General features: G+C 40.5%; 15 protein-coding genes and 1 pseudogene. 8 read left to right on the top strand and 8 right to left on the bottom strand.

What is annotated here, in order from left to right:
* Positions 1-138: 138 nt before the first annotated feature.
* Positions 139-366, top strand: coding sequence for a hypothetical protein (locus tag CALSC_RS25810; protein WP_143288186.1), 228 nt, complete (start codon positions 139-141; stop codon positions 364-366).
* A 30-nt stretch (positions 367-396) separates the two neighbouring features.
* On the opposite strand, the pseudogene CALSC_RS07835 reads toward CALSC_RS25810, so the two are convergent.
* The 4 genes and pseudogenes from CALSC_RS07835 to CALSC_RS07820 form a co-directional block, all read right to left on the bottom strand.
* Positions 397-906, bottom strand: a pseudogene (locus CALSC_RS07835) (MogA/MoaB family molybdenum cofactor biosynthesis protein).
* Between the two features lie 197 nt (positions 907-1,103).
* Complete coding sequence (gene psb28, locus CALSC_RS07830) at positions 1,104-1,439, bottom strand: photosystem II reaction center protein Psb28 (protein WP_088240813.1); 336 nt, start codon at positions 1,437-1,439, stop codon at positions 1,104-1,106.
* Positions 1,440-1,539: 100 nt separating this feature from the next.
* Entirely contained in the window at positions 1,540-1,983 is a 444-nt protein-coding gene (dtd, locus tag CALSC_RS07825; protein WP_088240812.1) for a D-aminoacyl-tRNA deacylase, read from the bottom strand.
* A 190-nt stretch (positions 1,984-2,173) separates the two neighbouring features.
* Positions 2,174-3,292: a CobW family GTP-binding protein gene (locus CALSC_RS07820; protein ID WP_088240811.1), complete on the bottom strand. Its 1,119-nt coding sequence runs from the start codon at positions 3,290-3,292 to the stop codon at positions 2,174-2,176.
* Between the two features lie 138 nt (positions 3,293-3,430).
* Here CALSC_RS07820 and cysS point away from each other — a divergent pair, with 138 nt between their 5' ends.
* The 4 genes from cysS to CALSC_RS27340 are packed head-to-tail and all read left to right on the top strand — an operon-like array spanning position 3,431 to position 6,343.
* Positions 3,431-4,897, top strand: a complete 1,467-nt coding sequence (gene cysS / locus CALSC_RS07815; protein ID WP_088240810.1) for a cysteine--tRNA ligase — start codon at positions 3,431-3,433, stop codon at positions 4,895-4,897.
* Positions 4,898-4,920: 23 nt separating this feature from the next.
* On the top strand, positions 4,921-6,000 hold the full coding sequence (locus tag CALSC_RS07810) for an AI-2E family transporter (RefSeq protein ID WP_088240809.1): 1,080 nt from the start codon (positions 4,921-4,923) through the stop codon (positions 5,998-6,000).
* A gap of 10 nt (positions 6,001-6,010) precedes the next feature.
* Entirely contained in the window at positions 6,011-6,142 is a 132-nt protein-coding gene (locus CALSC_RS27810; RefSeq protein ID WP_268807193.1) for a type II toxin-antitoxin system HicB family antitoxin, read from the top strand.
* A 39-nt stretch (positions 6,143-6,181) separates the two neighbouring features.
* Complete coding sequence (locus tag CALSC_RS27340) at positions 6,182-6,343, top strand: hypothetical protein (RefSeq protein ID WP_235006719.1); 162 nt, start codon at positions 6,182-6,184, stop codon at positions 6,341-6,343.
* A gap of 2 nt (positions 6,344-6,345) precedes the next feature.
* Here the strand turns inward: CALSC_RS27340 and CALSC_RS07800 are convergent, their stop codons facing one another.
* Entirely contained in the window at positions 6,346-7,473 is a 1,128-nt protein-coding gene (locus CALSC_RS07800; protein WP_088240829.1) for an acyltransferase family protein, read from the bottom strand.
* A gap of 305 nt (positions 7,474-7,778) precedes the next feature.
* Here CALSC_RS07800 and CALSC_RS07795 point away from each other — a divergent pair, with 305 nt between their 5' ends.
* On the top strand, positions 7,779-8,234 hold the full coding sequence (locus CALSC_RS07795; RefSeq protein ID WP_088240808.1) for a peroxiredoxin: 456 nt from the start codon (positions 7,779-7,781) through the stop codon (positions 8,232-8,234).
* Positions 8,235-8,532: 298 nt separating this feature from the next.
* Here CALSC_RS07795 and hpf read toward each other — a convergent pair whose 3' ends face one another.
* Positions 8,533-9,183 (bottom strand): ribosome hibernation-promoting factor, HPF/YfiA family, encoded by a 651-nt coding sequence (gene hpf, locus CALSC_RS07790; protein WP_088240807.1) that lies wholly within the window; start codon positions 9,181-9,183, stop codon positions 8,533-8,535.
* Between the two features lie 560 nt (positions 9,184-9,743).
* Here hpf and lipB point away from each other — a divergent pair.
* Positions 9,744-10,406 (top strand): lipoyl(octanoyl) transferase LipB, encoded by a 663-nt coding sequence (gene lipB, locus CALSC_RS07785; protein WP_088240806.1) that lies wholly within the window; start codon positions 9,744-9,746, stop codon positions 10,404-10,406.
* 64 nt (positions 10,407-10,470) lie between these two features.
* Here the strand turns inward: lipB and CALSC_RS07780 are convergent, their stop codons facing one another.
* Positions 10,471-11,013 (bottom strand): hypothetical protein, encoded by a 543-nt coding sequence (locus CALSC_RS07780; protein ID WP_088240805.1) that lies wholly within the window; start codon positions 11,011-11,013, stop codon positions 10,471-10,473.
* Between the two features lie 350 nt (positions 11,014-11,363).
* On the opposite strand from CALSC_RS07780, the gene CALSC_RS07770 reads away from it, so the two are divergent.
* Positions 11,364-11,930, top strand: coding sequence for a Uma2 family endonuclease (locus CALSC_RS07770; RefSeq protein ID WP_088240804.1), 567 nt, complete (start codon positions 11,364-11,366; stop codon positions 11,928-11,930).
* Positions 11,931-12,555: 625 nt separating this feature from the next.
* Here CALSC_RS07770 and CALSC_RS07765 read toward each other — a convergent pair.
* Entirely contained in the window at positions 12,556-15,771 is a 3,216-nt protein-coding gene (locus CALSC_RS07765) for an efflux RND transporter permease subunit (protein ID WP_088240803.1), read from the bottom strand.
* Positions 15,772-15,774: the final 3 nt, after the last annotated feature.

Here is a 15,774-nt window from a genome sequence, read left to right as displayed (position 1 = left end):
AAGCCTGCGCGAAGCGCATAGGAGACATAAAGCCTAACACCAAAGTTTGCATAAAATGCAACGGCGCAGAAAAATCGGTAGACCGGGAAAAGAGGATAGGGCAATGGGAATAACCATCCCTTGAATCAATAAAAATATATGAGAACTTCTTTGTCGAGTTTCCATGCATATGGCGGTGGGGCACACCGTTACAGCCTGTGGAGCGAACATAAAACCAAATCTCCTTGTGAGTGGCGGCGGTTGCGAAGAAACAGGAACCCAAATAGTGATATTTGGGAATCACCACGGCTTTATCCCGGTGAGGATGTCAAAGAGATAACCCTTCATCAACCCAATGGCTGCCCATCTTTATACAAACAATTATAACTATTGAAATTGTTTGATAATCCTCATCGTTTATGAATTTTGATTTAATTGGCTAAGTAAATGTGTCAGTTCTGGTAATATCAATTTTTCCATTGCTAACCTCACAGCATTACTAGAACCGGGAACCGAAAAGATTCATTTACCTCGATATACCCCAGCAACAGCACGGGATGCGAGCGCACGAGAGCCAATCTCTTGATAACTTAAGGAACGAAATATCTCTCCAAATCCAGGTAAAACTTTTTCTAGTAATTTCTCAATGGCATCATAAGTAGTATCTCTGGGAGCAATGCCAGTACCACCATTAAAAATTACAACATCTATTCCTGGATTTGTACCTATAATTTCTAGCTGTTGTTGAATTTGGACTGGTTCATCAGGTAAAATTTCGTACTGTCTCACGGCATGATTGCCATTGCCAAGTAATTGTTGAATTAGTTGACCGCTTTTATCTGTTGCTGGCGTTCTGGTGTCGCTAACGGTAATAACAGCACATTTTGCGGATATTTCTGATGTATTGGGATGAGGAAGATGTGACATCAGCAACTTCTAAAATTAGTTAGGATAAGATGGTACCAAAAAATAGCGTAGCCAGAAAAAGCAAGTAGAAATACTGGTCGAAAAACAAAAGAATACAAGCCCCTATATTCATGTATGGGGTTTCTCCCCTGCTAAGAGCTCCCTGCTCCCTGCTCCCCTGCCTCTTCCTGACTACTGACTATTAACTATGAACTTCTTTAAGACTTGCTTAATCCCAAATCATTTTCTTCTGCATACCGATTCATAAACCGCATAAAGCGATCCCATTCATCTGTGGACTTCATTAAATAAGTTGCTTCTATTATTTCTGGCTTACCATTAATGAACTTACCCTTAACTTCACGGGTAATAATTTCTCCTTCTTCATCAATCATGTACATACCGGTAATTTCTTCGGTACTATTTTTGTCTAAGGCGTTGGGATTTTGAAAAATGAATTTTGCTGTACCAGTGTCACCACTGCGGGATCTTGTTAAACGTACATCCGGAACTACTTTTTCGTCAATACCTCTAGTAAACTGAATTTTTGCCATAATGTAACTATCTTAAAGTTTTGTAATGTTTAAACTAACATTTTCTCATTATTTGGTACATAATGAGCAATTTGATATGTATTACAGTTTTCGTATATATTTATTTTTCCAGTATTAAAGTTACAGGGCCATCATTGGCGATCGCAACTTCCATCATTGCCCCAAACTGACCTGTTTCTACCTTTAAACCGCTAAGTTGTAATTTGCTAATAAAGCTGTTATATAAGTCTTCTGCGATTTGGGGATTGGCAGAACGGTCAAAGGATGGACGACGACCTTTACGACAATCACCGTAGAGAGTAAATTGACTTATAACTAGTAATTCTCCCTGAATTTCTTGTATAGATTTTTGCCAACGGCTATCACTTTCTGATTCTGAGAATAGTCGCAATTCTAGACATTTACGTGCCATCCAGTCCAGTTCGGTTTCAGTATCCTTATCAGAAATACCGACGAGTAAGTTTAGTCCTCGTCCAATTTTGCCAATAATTTCACCGTTAACAGTGACTTGTGATGATTTTACTCTTTGGATTACTACACGCATGATAGGAGAGTGATGGAGTGGGGGAGTGAGGGAGTGAGGGAGTGATGGAGTGAATGTGTATCTATTAATTTTAGGAATTATAATCTAAAAATTCCTTCCCTCTTCCTCTCCTTCCCTCCTTCTCTCTTTCCCTCCTTCTCTCTTTCCCTTCTTCCCTTCTTCCCTCTTCCACTCCTTCCCTCCTGTTTATCTATTTACCAAACCCTTCTCCACGATTGACGGAAGGAGGACAAATACAGTGTTCTAGTTGTTCGTATAACTTACCGTGGTCTAAATTCTGACCAATTAGCACCAACTGATTTTTCTTTTCACTTTTCCACTCATCATCATCCAGAGTAAAGCGTTTACCACAAAGGTGGAAAATATGCCGTTGGGGACTTTCATCAAACCACATAATTCCTTTACCACGGAAGACTGTTTCTGGTAGTTGGTTATCTAAGAAATACTGAAACTTTCTAATTGAAAAAGGTTTATCACTCTCAAAGGATATGGAAGTAAAGCCATCATTTTCCAAATGGTGGGAATGGTCATGATGGTGTTCGTGGTGATGATGATCGTGATGATCATGATGGTCATGATCACATTCGGAATGATCGTGGTCATCATGGTGATGATGATCATGGTGTTCGTGTGTGTGTGCTTCTTCTGAGTCAAAATACTTATCTGACTCAAACAAACCCACGCTGAGAATTAACGGTAAAGAAACTTGAGAATTAGTAGTGCGAAGAATTCTCGCCCCTTCCTTCACATCCCTAATTTTGACTTCCAACAGGTCTAAATTTGCTTCATTCACCAAATCAGCCTTATTGAGAATAATCACATCTCCATAGGCAATTTGACTGTGGGCAGCTTGGGAATTAAATAAATCTAAACTATAGTTGGCTGCATCGACAATGGTAACAATGGAATCCAGACGAGTTAAATCCCGCAATTCAGAGCTGAGGAATGTCATGGCTACTGGTAGGGGATCAGCAAGTCCCGTGGTTTCTACCACCAAATAATCTATATTTTCTCGGCGTTCTAAAACTTTGTAAACTGCATCAACTAAATCATTATTAATGGTGCAGCAGATACAGCCATTATTCAACTCCACCATATTTTCATCAGTGGAGACGATTAATTCATTGTCGATGCCAATTTCGCCAAATTCATTCACTAAAACGGCGGTCTTTAAACCCTGTTGGTTACTCAGGATATGATTAAGGAGAGTTGTTTTACCACTACCGAGAAATCCAGTGATAATTGTCACTGGTAAGCCCTGTTTCGGGGCATCTATTGCTTGAGAATCGGAAGTAACTGCTGATTGCATGGTGCTGCTATCAAAAAATAAAAGCTAAAAGTGTAGCGCACAGAGTCCAGAACACTCTAGCATAGGGATTGCTGGTATTTTATCCCAGCTGCTTAAAACTATTATTACTTAATCCCCGTATTTGAGACTTATTTGGTTATGACCCTAACAGTTTACAATACCCTATCCCGTCGCCAAGAACCTTTTACAACAGTCGAACCGGGAAAAGTTAAGATGTATTGCTGTGGTGTGACGGTGTATGATTATTGCCACTTGGGTCATGCTCGTTCTTATATTGTCTGGGATACCATTCGCCAATATTTAAAGTGGCGTGGTTACGATGTGCACTACATTCAAAATTTTACCGATATTGACGATAAAATTCTCAATCGTGCCAAAGAGCAAGGCTCAACAATGGAGGAGGTGTCAAATCGCTTTATTGATGCCTATTTTGAGGATATCCGACGGTTAAATGTGACGGATGCGGATGAATATCCCCGTGTTACAGGACATATTGCTGAAATCCATGCTTTAATTCAGACTCTGGAAGCCACAGGTTACGCCTATGCGGTGAACGGTGATGTGTATTATCAGGTAGAACGGTTCCCCAGTTACGGGAAGCTCTCCGGTAGGGAACTCGAACAAATGCAAGCCGGGGCTAGTGGTAGGGTAGATGCTGGGGATGGAGAAGCTGTCAAAAAGCGGCACCCCTTTGATTTTGCCCTCTGGAAAGCTGCAAAGCCTGGGGAACCTGCTTGGGATTCTCCTTGGGGTAAGGGTCGTCCGGGATGGCATATTGAATGTTCGGCGATGATTCGCTCAAAATTGGGGGACACCATTGATATCCATGGTGGTGGGGGAGATTTGGTATTTCCCCACCATGAAAATGAAATTGCTCAGTCGGAAGCGGCTATGAACAAACCCTTAGCCAGGTATTGGATGCACAATGGCATGGTGATGGTGGATGGACAAAAAATGTCCAAGTCTTTGGGGAATTTTATTACTATCCGAGATTTACTGGATGGGAAATGGTCTATGCATCCCCAACCTGTTGAGCCAATGGTAGTACGATTGTTCGTATTACAGGCTCATTACCGTAAGCCTTTAGATTTTACCAATGAAGCGATCGCAACTGCGGAAAATAGCTGGAAAACCCTCAAGGAAGGTTTGTTATTTGGTTTCCAGTACGGGAAACAACTCGGTTGGTCACAAGATTCTCCATCCCTGATTCCGGAAGTAATGGAAAGGTTTGCAGAGTTTGGAGATGATGACTTTAATTTTACGGGGGGTTTGGCGGTATTGTTTGAGCTAGCCAAGGAGCTCCGACGGGAGGGTAATATTTTGGTGCATGAAGGTAAAACCCAGACTGATTCAATAGAATTACATCAACAATGGCATACTTTAGTTACCCTAGCTCAAGTGTTGGGTTTAGAAGCAACCCAGGAATCAGAAACTTCCCAAACCGATGGATTAAGTGATATAGAGATTGAGGCTTTAATTCAGCAAAGGCAAGAAGCACGTAAAAATAAGAACTTTGCCGAAAGCGATCGCATTCGAGATGAGTTAAAAGCCCAAGGGATTACCTTAATTGATAGCAAGGAAGGAACAAGATGGCATCGTGAGTAGGAATTATAAATTTGAACTAGCATATGTCTTTTGAAAATAAAGGGGTTTCCCTTGTTGATTTACTGCTAATTATTGCTACAGGCTTAGTCGTATTATTACTGTGGCAATTAAGAAGCCTGTTATTAAGTTTAATGATTGCCGTAGTTCTAGCCGCAGCGATTTCGCCCATAGTCAGTGCAGCCGAAAAAAAATTACGCCTACCCCGTTGGCTCGGTGTGATTGTGGTATATATTACTCTAATCTCTGGGTTAATTGGCATGGGTTTGCTGATTGGTCCTTCTGTTTCCGAGCAAATCCAGCGATTACTTCGTAAACTACCCATTTATCTCGATAATTTACGCAGTACATCCGAAGCTTTAGCTTTGCGAATGGGTGTCAATCAAATAGAATCCATTGAGCGATTCTTTGATATCCAAGGCTTTATTAATTTTGTGCTACGTTCCAGCCAAAAACTCCTAGTTAGTTCATTTGATTTGACCTTTGGTATTGTAGGTGGGGTTCTCAATATAATTTTTGCTGTGGTGATTTCTGGCTACATGGTTGCTGGAAGCACAACTTTGATTAGTGGTTTGGTAAACCTGTTTCCCCAACCTTGGGATATGCGTCTTGCAGAGCAAGTTACACCCATTTCTCGGCGCATGGGGGGTTATATTCAAGGTAGAGTATTAGTATCAGCTATTTTGGGGGTTGTAATTACCCTAGGGTTAAGTATTTTAGGATTATCAGAGTTTGCCTTAGCTTTGGGGGTAATTGCTGGATTTACCAACTTAATCCCCTTCATTGGACCAGTATTAGGTGCAATTCCGGCATTAATTGTTGCTATTCCCCTAGGTGGGTGGACATTTTTATGGGTATTCCTATTGTTTGTGATTATCCAAAATGTCGAAACTTATGTACTTGACCCCTTATTGGTTGGTTCTTCAGCGCGAGTTCACCCTTTATATCAACTTTTAGCAGTATTGGGAGGAACTCAAGTTTTAGGGATTCTGGGGGCTTTAATTATTCCACCTTGGGTGGCTGGGATTGCAGTCTTACTAGAAAATCTCTATTTAAAGCCGAAGTTATTGGCACAGGCAGAAAATAGTCATATTGGTGAAAATTAATTCCAAATTTATGAATCTTCAATCCGTCGCAAATTTAAATAAAATGTCTCTTCATGTTCTGATTGAACGGGTTGAGTCGGGACATTTTATGGCATCGATGCCAGAGTTGGTTGATTGTGTAGCATGGGCTGAAACCCGTTAGGCTGCCATCGCGGCTGTACAGGAGAAGGTTAGGGCGAGGTTGACGAATATTGAGGTTTTGATGCTAGAAGTTGCAGATAATCCCTGGACAGAATTTATTGGCATGTTTGAAGGGGATGATGAGTTTGCGGAGCTAACGGCGGAATTGCGGGCGGAACGTGAGTTGGAGTTGACTGAAAGCGTTTTCATTACTTGCCCATAGCCCTATACCTTTACAAACCATTGTTTCCGATACATAACATAAGCAACCAGTATCCAAAACAAGGTAGTAATCATGGCAAATAATAGAGAACCATTGACTGCTCCTAACCAGGATGCAAACAGATTTTGATAAATCCAATTATAAATGTGAGAAGCCTTTTCCCCAGAACCAATTTTAGTTAAAACCAAGATTTTAATTAGCAATATAGAAGCAACGAATAAGGAAATAGCATTTAATCCCATCACTTCAAAGGGTTTACTCCAACGACGCACTCCCCTAACTTCAACTAGCTCATAACAAGATGCAAGCAACAATAATGCCCAACCACTAGTAAAAATTACATAGGAACTCGTCCACAGTTTTTTATTCATGGGAAATGCCAAATCCCATATACCGCCAATTACCAAACAACTAAGACCAAACAGCACTAAATCCATGCTAGTATCCGAGTTAATTTGTTTTTTACTACGTATCCATTGTCCGGTAAAATAACCAATCAACACACTAGCGATCGCAGGAATAGTACTAAACAGCCCTTCAGGATCTCCCATTAAGTTAAAATTATCACCCCTGTACAAATGAGCTTGGGGAATAATCATTCTGTCGATGTACGCTCCCAGATTACCAACCCTGGTTAACACACCAGCACCATAACCAGGAACAGGAATGTACATCATTGTTAACCAATAACCAATTAGTAGCCCTGCGGTGACAATCCACTGACCTTTACGTGGTAATTTGAGGATAATGAGGGAGGCGAAGAGGTAGCTCAAACTAATGCGCTGTAATACTCCCATAATCCGGATAGTACTGAAATCATACTTCCAAAAGCCGTTGAGTAATATCCCCAAGGCAAAAAGAATAGCAGCACGCCTAAGGATACGCCAATAGGGAGGGTTTTTTTTCCCCTCTGTATCTCGATTATCGGTGTATTTAGCCAATGAAAAACTCATGGCGACACCAATGATAAAGAGAAAGAAAGGAAACACTAAGTCTGTTGGGGTACAGCCATTCCAAGGTGCATGACTTAGGGGAGCATAGACATTGGGTGCAGCAATACTTGCCATATTCACCAAAATCATAGCAGCAATGGTAATGCCGCGAAAAACATCTAAAGAAGTTAAACGCATAGGTTGAGATTGTGCTTTTGCAAATATATCAGATAATACCAATTTGAAAAATGATTGCGACAGATAGAAATTTGAAAAGCTTATCTATTAACTCTTTCACAATCCAAAAAAAACGGCATGTGGAAAAGTCAGAGGGTGTGGAGTATGGGGTGTAGGGTGTAGCAAGACTTTCTTCTTTTCCCTACACCCTACACCCTATCCCCTACCCCCTGCCTTTACAGATGTTGAGCGGACTTCCCATGAAAAGTCAGCCCCCAGACAAGGTAAAATTTTGTTAAGAGATTATTTGCATTTATTAAATTGTTATGGCAGTCAAAGTTGGAGAACAAGCTCCTGATTTTAACCTTCAGGATCAAAATGGGACTCAAGTCAGCCTCAAAGATTTTCGCGGTAAGGCTGTTGTCCTCTATTTTTACCCTAAAGACGATACTCCTGGATGCACAATGGAGTCATGTGCTTTTCGGGATCAATATGAAGTCTTTAAGTCTGCTGGTGCAGAAGTAATTGGTATCAGTGGAGATTCTCCGGAATCTCACCAACAATTTAGTAGCAAATACCAACTACCATTTACCCTCTTAAGTGATAAAGGTAATAAAGTCCGCCAACTATATGGTGCTACTGCTGCTTTTGGCTTATTTCCCGGTCGTGTTACTTATGTAATTAATGCAGAGGGAATTATACAATATGTTTTTGACTCCATGTTGAACTTTAAAGGTCATGTGGAAGAAACCCTTAAGCAACTCCAATCTTTGCCAAACTAGTACCGCAAGACACAAGTCAAACAATTTTGGATTTTGGATTTCCCCCCTTGAGGGATAGAGGGGAGTTGGATTGACTATGAAGAAGCATCCATCTTCATCACCATCAAAAACATAGATGCAGTAGAAGAGGGAAAAAGCTGCAAAAAGCTACCAATTCCGCATCTATGTTTATATAGTCATACTCTTTTAGAGCCTTTGATAATTAATTCAAATAAGAGATTTTCCCAGCTTTCCCCATTCTCTCAATTTGATTTTATAGAATTTAGCGCAAAACCCATCGGCTTTAACCTTGGGAGTGTCAATTAGGGGATGGAGATGTCTCGTGGGTATGACTATAGTCATGTGCTGCTCTACCGTTTTTACCATTGGTAGTATTATTAGGATTGCGGGGCAGAATCACACCATAACCACCATGATTGCGCTCGTAAATAACGTTAATTTCCCCAGTTTCGCTATTGTGAAACATATAAAAGTCATGTCCCACCATTTGCAATTGTTCTAAGGCTTCTGCAATCGTCATCGGTGGCATGGCAAAATATTTAGTACGCACCACCTCATTGGGAAGTTCGGGAGTGCGATCGCCAATCAAATCTGGGACAATATTCTCAGAGGGAACAGCTTCCTTTGTAACTTGAGTATTAGTTTTCTTGTTGTGACGACGCTCTTTATATTTACGTAGCTGGCGAGCGATTTTATCTGCAACTAAGTCGATACTGGCGTAGAGATTCTCACTACTTTCTTCTGCACGGATTACACTTCCATTGATAAAAATCGTCACTTCTGCCGATTGCTTTGTAGTAATTCGAGGATTACGAGCTACACTCAAATGCACGTCCACTTCATTCGTAATGTTTTGAAAGTGATTTACTGCTTTTTCTATCTTTTGATGCACGTATTCCCGAATCGCATCGGTTATTTCAATATTTTTTCCGTGGATGACAAGCTTCATTTAAACTCTCCCACTCAATATTTTGGATGTATTTTGGGTTTGTCTGAAAACCATTGCGGTCATTTTGATCGCTGCTACCATAAGCTAAATGGGTAATGTCTGAGAAATTGATGGTGGTGAATATTTTCTCAAATCACTGAACCTGAATTTGGAGTGAAAATAGGGAAATCCTAGTTAGAAATTAGTATTCCACAGTACCATAGATTGCTTCTTAACTTTATATGGCTTCTATCTAGACCCCGATTCCAATAATAGGATTTTATCGAGAATATAAACTCTCTGGGTGTTTTATTGCTGATAAATACACATGAATGATTCTATACTATTCACGAAATTATTTTTATTTCCGCTCATACTTCTTGCAGATAATTCCTCCCAAAAATATTGAGGTTATATATTCAAATTAGCATCTTGTATTTTGTAAAACGAAATCCCTTTACTTTCCTTTATGTTCCTTTAAAATCCTTTGCATTGTTTGATGTTTAGTCAAGTTCTAAATTAGTTGCAGTTAATACTAAATAAGTACTGATGTAATTTAACTATTTTTTAAGTATTTTAGTATGTCCACACCGCAAAAAAAATGTTTACTATATCACCGAGGATTAGTACCATACATAGAGGCGCATCAATGGCAAAGATCCCTATTAGGCGATCGCATTCAAAATCCCAACTTAGAGGATGTGTTAATCTTGCTGGAGCATCCAAATGTTTATACTCTAGGGCGGGGAGCGAGTGAAGAGTTCCTCAAGTTTGATTTACAAACTAGTAACTATGAAGTACATCGTGTAGAGCGTGGGGGGGAAGTTACTTACCATTGTCCCGGACAATTGGTGGGGTATCCCATATTAAATTTGCAACACTACCGCAAAGATTTACATTGGTATTTGCGACAACTAGAAGAAGTGTTAATTCGGGTACTAGGAATTTATGAACTTAGGGGAGAACGCTTACCTGGTTTTACAGGTGTTTGGCTAGAAGGATATAAAGTCGCTGCTATTGGGATTAAGGTCAGTCGTTGGATAACAATGCATGGTTTTGCATTGAATATTTGTTCTGACATGAAAGGCTTTGGCGATATTGTACCCTGTGGTATTACTGATAAACCAGTAAGTAGTTTAGAAATGTGGATTCCAGGGATTACCGTGGATGAAGTTCGTCCCCTAGTCGCACGTTCCTTCGCAGAAGTATTCAATCTGGAATTTGTTGAATCAGTTAACTGTTAACTGTTATCTTGCCCAATAATCCTAATTTTTGGGGAAATATTATTTACATTTTTTCCATATCTGACTACACATCTTGTGATAATTGTAAAGCCTCATTGAGTAATTTCGCGTACTCATTAGCTTCATTTTTTACTTGCAATGCTTGTACAGGAGTCAAACTACTATCTAATAATTCCTGATTGCGAGCTAGAAAAGTGCGGTTCTGACGTAAAATGCGCTCCGTTTTCAAAGCACTGAGCAAATTTTTTCTGGTAGTTTCCAGAGTTGTTCTCAACTTTTTGCGGTCAGTAAGGCTGACATCTTGATTTCCTGCGGCTATGAGTTCTTCTTTAATTTCCACAGATTTGACCACAGTATTATACTGAGTAATCTCATCCAACAGATTTCTCTGACGTTTCCGCAGCCACTTCCACTTGATTAAATAACCTAAAGGAATTAATCCCCAACCCAAAAGTAATATTTGCTCCACATGTAGAGCTATTTGTAAAGCAAGTGCAGGGGAGGGTGCTTGTAATTTATGATACGCACTTAAGTCGCGATCGCTCACACCAGCAATATTTTTTAAGTCGTCCTTGGTGATATAAAGTTGTTGTAAATCAGCTTGCATATTTGTGGATTGGTAAACTTGGTTTGGGCTATTTCCTCTATTTTATTGATTGAGACATTTGAATTATCATGATTTACAAAATATTCAAAAACATATTTCAAAACATATTAAACCTCATCCATGTTGGAACCTGGAGTTTCTAATTATTCTGAAAATTCAGCAAAATCCCAATTTAGGAAGCCCATACAAAATTGAAGGAATACGTCGTTATGTTATTCAACGTTTTCCCTATCTGATTTTTTATTCTTCATATCACGAAAAACTGCCCTAAAAGCGACGCACTGAGGGCAGAAGATTAAGGTTGGGTTGAGGAACGCTAAAATATCAATAACACGGAAGATAAAAAACCCATGAACCAAAGCACTGATGAGCGGGTACGATGGACTACAGCTGATATAGAACTATTGCCTGATAACGGAAATCGTTATGAAATTATTGATGGGGAATTGTTTGTGACTAGAACACCACATTTGGGACATCAAAAAACCATTGGTAATGCTTATGTAGAGTTAAGAGCTTGGTCGGTTTTATCTGGTTTAGGAGAAGCTATTCTTAATCCAGGAATCATTTTTACTGATGCGGATAACGTAATTCCCGATGTTGTTTGGGTAAGTAAAGAGCGTCTGCCAATGTTACTTGATGAAGCGGGACATTTAACAGGTGCGCCGGAATTAGTTATTGAGGTGCTTTCGGAAGGGGTAGAAAATCAACGCCGAGATAGGGAAGTTAAGTTGAAATTATATTCTTTTAGGGGAGTGCAAGAATATTGGATTTTAGATTGGCGTTTACAACAACTTGAGGTTTATCGGCGAGAGAAAGCGCTGTTAAAGTTAGTCGAAACCTTGTTTGTTGATGATGATTTAACTTCACCAATATTACCTAATTTTGTTTGTCCTGTATCACGTTTGTTTATTTGATGATAGTGGAATAAATCGTTGATTATTGACGAATTCAATAATTTTTTACCTGGGTGTGGAGCCGCGCGCGTTTCCAACTATAGCGCTACGCGCAAGTAATAAGTAATAAGTAATAAGTTTACTGTTCTTAGGTTTCAGCCTTCAGCAATGTCCTAACGTAATTGCGTAGTGCTATAATCCGGATTAACCCAATCCCTTAGCTATAACAGAAGCTTCAACACACAAGTTTTGAACTGATATAACCCACATTCCGCAGGTATCCTAAAAATGTTCGATAATTCCATTTTTAAAATACCAAAATCTTTATTTCAACCTGCGGAATGTGGACTAAATATAAAATTCAAATAATATTTAGTCCACATAAACCCTTCGTAAGGGCACGGCACCAGTAAGATAATTTTATATCCCAAAAGATTGTGGATGCCGTGCCCCTACAAGACTATCCCAGGGTATTACTCAATGGGAGATCCCAATTTTTACGCAATACCCTGGAAGGGTATCGCTACACGAACAAAGCCCACGGACGTGGGCTGTAAAACCCTCTTAGTCCACGCAGACTGGCTTGGCTTGTGTAGCCCCAGGCTTTAGCCTGAGGGCTTTTTGAAAAAATGGGATGCTCCTTTACTCAATTGCTGAAGAATTGATTATCAAATATCTTCGCCCATTTTCCAGCAAAAATATCATGTAGCAAGGTATAAAAACAGGGAATTATCAGCAAAGTCAATACTGTTGCTAAAGACAACCCAGAAAATACCACCACACCCAAAGGCTGCAAAAATTCCGAACCGGCTCCAACCCCCAAAGCTAAGGGAAACATACCCAACACCGTAGTAATGGTTGTCATCAGTATGGGACGTAAACGTTGGGGTGCTGCTTGCAAGATGGCTGTTCTTCTATCAATCCCCTGTTGTTTGCGGATTTGATTTGCCAGCTCAATCATAATAATGGCATTATTCACCACAATCCCCACCAATAAAACAGCACCAACAATAACTGTGGCACCAATGGCTGTATTGGTAATATAAAGACCGAAAATCCCCCCCGCTAATGCCAGAGGAATAGTTAACATAATTACCAAAGGATCAACTAAAGAGTTGTATTGCACTGCCATAACCACAAATACCAAAAAGGCTGCCATTCCCCCTAGCAACTTGATGGAGTTTTGTAATTCTTGATTTGACTCAGAGGTAGCACTTGGTAATATAGTCACTCCTTTAGGGAAATTTGAGTTAGCTAAAACTTGATCTACCTGTGCTAGGGCTTGACTAAGACTAGCTCCCTTATTCAAGTTACCAGCAATAATAAACACCTGACGCTGATTAATTCGCTGAATTTCTCCTGGTGCTTGACTTTTAATAATCCGCGCCACATCATTCAGACGTACTTGGTGATTGTCCTTCACAAATAACGGTAATCTTTCTAATTGTGAGGTTGATTGGACGGACTCTTCATTTAATTGCACCCTGACATCAACTAAACGATTGTCCCGTTGTAGTTGGGTGGGGACACTTCCTAAAATAGCTGTTTGAATGGTTTCACCAATATCTTTCGTAGTCAATTGTAAAGCCTTGACCCTTTCCCAATCAGGTCTAATTTGAACTTCTGGTTGACGAGGATCGGCATCAGGACGGAATCTAGCGAGGGTAACTTGCTCATCTAATTGTGTCAGTAGTTGTCTCCCGGCTGCTTCCAAATCTTGAGTATTATTACCTTGCAACATAATATCTAAGTCTGCACCACGCACGGGAGAGTTGTTCACAAATAAACCCCGCACCCGTCCTGGAACTAGGCGTAGCCGAATTTTGACTAGATTGAGCTGATTAAATTGTCGGGAAATTTTTTCTGTATAATCTTGTACATTGGTACCGGGTTTGAGGGTAATGGTGCTGGAACCCCGTAGGGGATTAGTACTGGTATTACTACCGAATAGAAAACCGCCAACGGTGGAGAAAACATACTCCGTTTCTGGTTGCTGCAGGAGAATTTTATCGACCTCAGCCATAACTTGTCGATTTACCTCTAGGGGTGTACCGGGGGGGAATTGAGCGAATAATCGAGCTTGTCCGGTATTAATCCGAGGGATTATTTCTTGGGGAATCTGGGGAGCGAGCCACAGACTACCACCACCTAAAAATAGGATAGCGATCGCTAGTACTAACCAACGTCGTTGTAATACTTTTGTTAATAAACGGCTATATCCATTGGTTGCAGCCTCAAACCGTTGATTAAATTGCTGTAACAACCACAACTGATTGATACCGCTAGAAAAACGCCATGCTAATAAACGGGATGTAAGCATAGGCACAATAGTCGCAGCAATCAAAATCGATGCAGCTACGGAGAAAGTGATAGTTAAAATTAATTCATTAAATAGTAAGGAAATAAAGCCACCAGTCAGTAAAAATGGCAACACTGATACTAAATTGGTACTAGTGGCAGCAATTAAGGCTGATTCCACTTCTTGGCTACTGGTTTGTGCCTGTTGAATGATCTGCTCCTGGCTGCACTGGGTTTTCAGCTTTTTGCTGGGATTCATACCTATTCCCTGGGCAATATTTTCCAGCATGACGATGGAATTATCTACCACAATCCCTACCCCTAGGGCTAAACCACCCAAACTAAATACATTCAGGGATAAACCAAATATGCCCATGAGAATAATCGCCGCCAGGGTAGCTAAAGGAATAGCAATGACAATAATTAGGGTTTGTCGCAGGGAACCCAAGAATAATAAAACAGCCATTCCAGCTAAAGCCGAACCACATAAACCAGCAATGGTAACGTTAGCAATTGAATTACGTATAAATACAGATTCATCTAAAGTTGGTGTGAGAATTGCTTCCTGGGGAATTAACCCAGATTGTTTTAACTCCTCAATCCGTTTTTTTACAGCATCAACCACATTGATGGTATTAGCATCTGGTTGTTTTTGCACACTTACCTTAATTGCTTCCTGACCATTCAAGAGGACAAAAATCCGTTGTTTCTCCGTGCCATCAATCACCTCAGCAAAGTCCCGCAAATAAACACGACGGGGGCTAGAAGAGGTAGAATTAGATTCCCTAGCAGAAGGAGAAACTTCAAAGGAGAGGTTTCTGATTTGATCAGCATTGGCAAACTTACCCACAGTACGAGTCAGGGATTCAGAATTTCTCCCCAGAATTCTCCCCCCAGCAATATCTTGATTGCGCTCTTCCAATTCTGACAAAACGTCTGCCAATCCCACCCCCATAGCTTGCAGACGTGCTAAATCAATATTGACCCTGACTTCCTCTTGGACTCCTCCAGATACATCTATTCCCGCCACCCCAGGAACAACACCCAACTCTCGCCCTAGTTCTTCTTCGGCAAAGATGCGTAAATCAACTCCCCCCAAGTCAGGAGAAGTTAAGGCTAATTCATATATAGGTAGCTGAGAAGGCTCAAACTTGAAAATGCGCGGTTCTTCAATAATATCTGGTAATCTACTTCTGGCTCGGTTAAATGCTGCCGTCGCATCATTCAGAGCTTGGTCAATATCCCCCCCTGGCTGAAAATACAAATTGATACTTGCTCGTCCTTCACGGGTTTGAGAGAAAACCTGTAACACCCCATCGGTGGCAGCAAAAGCCTCTTCTAAAGGTTTGGTAATTTGATCGACAGCGACTTCTGGGGATACTCCTGGGGCTTGGATACGCACACCAATGCGAGGATAGGTAATTGATGGGAGTAAATCTACAGGGAGTATAGAAATAAAAAATATACCAATTACCATTACTGCCAAAGTCAACATGAGAGTACCAATATGTTGACGGATAGCCAAGGTGCTAATACTAAATCCTCGACTGTTTACTGGTTGCATTAT

It is taken from the genome of Calothrix rhizosoleniae SC01 (assembly GCF_900185595.1).
Lineage (GTDB): Bacteria > Cyanobacteriota > Cyanobacteriia > Cyanobacteriales > Nostocaceae > Calothrix_A > Calothrix_A rhizosoleniae.
The sequence above is the reverse complement of the archived record's forward strand: the minus strand, read 5'-3'. Positions and strand labels throughout refer to the sequence as shown.

What these genes read in the sequence shown, in the direction of transcription:
- CALSC_RS25810 (WP_143288186.1), top strand. Translation starts at nt 139, where the DNA reads ATGAGAACTTCTTTGTCGAGTTTCCATGCATATGGCGGTGGGGCACAC.
- psb28 (WP_088240813.1), bottom strand. Translation starts at nt 1,439, where the DNA reads ATGGCAAAAATTCAGTTTACTAGAGGTATTGACGAAAAAGTAGTTCCG.
- dtd (WP_088240812.1), bottom strand. Translation starts at nt 1,983, where the DNA reads ATGCGTGTAGTAATCCAAAGAGTAAAATCATCACAAGTCACTGTTAAC.
- CALSC_RS07820 (WP_088240811.1), bottom strand. Translation starts at nt 3,292, where the DNA reads ATGCAATCAGCAGTTACTTCCGATTCTCAAGCAATAGATGCCCCGAAA.
- cysS (WP_088240810.1), top strand. Translation starts at nt 3,431, where the DNA reads ATGACCCTAACAGTTTACAATACCCTATCCCGTCGCCAAGAACCTTTT.
- CALSC_RS07810 (WP_088240809.1), top strand. Translation starts at nt 4,921, where the DNA reads ATGTCTTTTGAAAATAAAGGGGTTTCCCTTGTTGATTTACTGCTAATT.
- CALSC_RS27810 (WP_268807193.1), top strand. Translation starts at nt 6,011, where the DNA reads ATGAATCTTCAATCCGTCGCAAATTTAAATAAAATGTCTCTTCATGTT.
- CALSC_RS07800 (WP_088240829.1), bottom strand. Translation starts at nt 7,473, where the DNA reads ATGCGTTTAACTTCTTTAGATGTTTTTCGCGGCATTACCATTGCTGCT.
- CALSC_RS07795 (WP_088240808.1), top strand. Translation starts at nt 7,779, where the DNA reads ATGGCAGTCAAAGTTGGAGAACAAGCTCCTGATTTTAACCTTCAGGAT.
- hpf (WP_088240807.1), bottom strand. Translation starts at nt 9,183, where the DNA reads ATGAAGCTTGTCATCCACGGAAAAAATATTGAAATAACCGATGCGATT.
- lipB (WP_088240806.1), top strand. Translation starts at nt 9,744, where the DNA reads ATGTCCACACCGCAAAAAAAATGTTTACTATATCACCGAGGATTAGTA.
- CALSC_RS07780 (WP_088240805.1), bottom strand. Translation starts at nt 11,013, where the DNA reads ATGCAAGCTGATTTACAACAACTTTATATCACCAAGGACGACTTAAAA.
- CALSC_RS07770 (WP_088240804.1), top strand. Translation starts at nt 11,364, where the DNA reads ATGAACCAAAGCACTGATGAGCGGGTACGATGGACTACAGCTGATATA.
- CALSC_RS07765 (WP_088240803.1), bottom strand. Translation starts at nt 15,771, where the DNA reads ATGCAACCAGTAAACAGTCGAGGATTTAGTATTAGCACCTTGGCTATC.